General features: G+C 55.4%; 1 protein-coding gene. It reads left to right on the plus strand.

Features of this window, described 5'->3' with window-relative positions; all coding sequences use genetic code 11:
- The first annotated feature begins 64 nt into the window (after nt 1–64).
- A protein-coding gene (locus KGA96_RS29605) for an IS3 family transposase (RefSeq protein WP_411741598.1) occupies nt 65–1,245 on the plus strand; the annotation gives its coding sequence in 2 pieces (ribosomal slippage) (nt 65–332 and nt 332–1,245; 1,182 coding nt in all).
- Nucleotides 1,246–1,253 lie beyond the last annotated feature (8 nt).

A 1,253-nucleotide genomic window follows, 5' to 3' on the forward strand; every position in this document is an offset into this window, starting at 1 on the left:
TGTGGTGGTCTAATTTCCCCGGACACCTCGATAAGTGGAAAATGCATCTATCGAGGAGTGTTTCATGACCGACAAACGCAGGACATTCGACGACAGCTTCAAGCTGCAAGTCGTGAAGATGATCAAGGACCAGGGGCTGACCGTTCCGCAGGTCTGCCGTGATCTGAATATTGGTGAGACAGCCGTCCGGCGCTGGGTTCAACAGTACGAGGCTGAGCAATTGGGCCAGGCCGGGATCGGTAAACCGCTCACATCCGAGCAACAGCGCATCCGGCAGCTGGAGCAAGAAAACCGTCAGCTCAAGATGGATAACGATGTATTAAAAAAAGCCACCGCCTTCTTTGCCCGCGAGCTGAAGTAACGTATCGATTGGTTCGGCAGTTGCAACAGAAGGCTTATTCGGTGGCGTATGTCTGTCGGCTGCTGGGTATCAGCCGATCCGGTTTCTACGAGGCCAACAAGCGTGCTGGAGCGCCAGCATTGATTTGTCCCGTGACCGTGCAACTCAAGGCGTCGTTTGCTGCGAGTGGCGGCTGCTATGGCAGTCGCCCGTTACGTAAAGCATTGCGCGCCAAGGGCATGGAAATAGGCGTTTATAAAATTCGTCGCTTGATGCGCGCCAACGGCCTGCGTTCGGCCTGGAAGCGTAAGTTTGTGCACACGACCGATAGCAAGCACGACCTGCCGATTGCCGAAAACGTGTTGAATCGCCAATTCGAACCCGAGGCGGTGAACAAGGCTTGGGTGGCGGACATTACCTACATCCGGACCCGTAGCGGCTGGCTGTACCTGGCCGTGGTACTGGACTTGTTTTCACGCAAGATCGTGGGTTGGTCCATGGCCCCGAACATGCCTGCCGAGCTGGTGTGTAGTGCAATGCAGCTGGCAGTTGCTCAGCGTCAGCCGCCACCGGGTCTGATCGCCCACTCGGATCGTGGTAGCCAGTACGCCAGCGCGAGCTACAGAGCGTTGCTAGCGCGAAATAACATGCAGCAAAGCATGAGTCGTAAAGGTAACTGCTGGGATAATTCGGTGATGGAGCGCTTCTTCTTGAGCTTGAAAATGGAGCGGGTATGGCGCCGCGATTACGCCAACCATGCCGAAGCGATACGTGACATCACGGAATACATCGTTGGGTTTTACAACAACGAGCGGCTGCACTCGAAACTGGGATATCTGCCACCAACCGTTTACGAGCGGGCGATGGCGTCGAAATCACCTACCGAGGTGTCTGGAATTAGTTGACCACTACA

Origin of the sequence: Pseudomonas sp. GL-R-26 (assembly GCF_019947365.1) — a bacterium.
In the GTDB taxonomy this organism is placed as follows: domain Bacteria; phylum Pseudomonadota; class Gammaproteobacteria; order Pseudomonadales; family Pseudomonadaceae; genus Aquipseudomonas.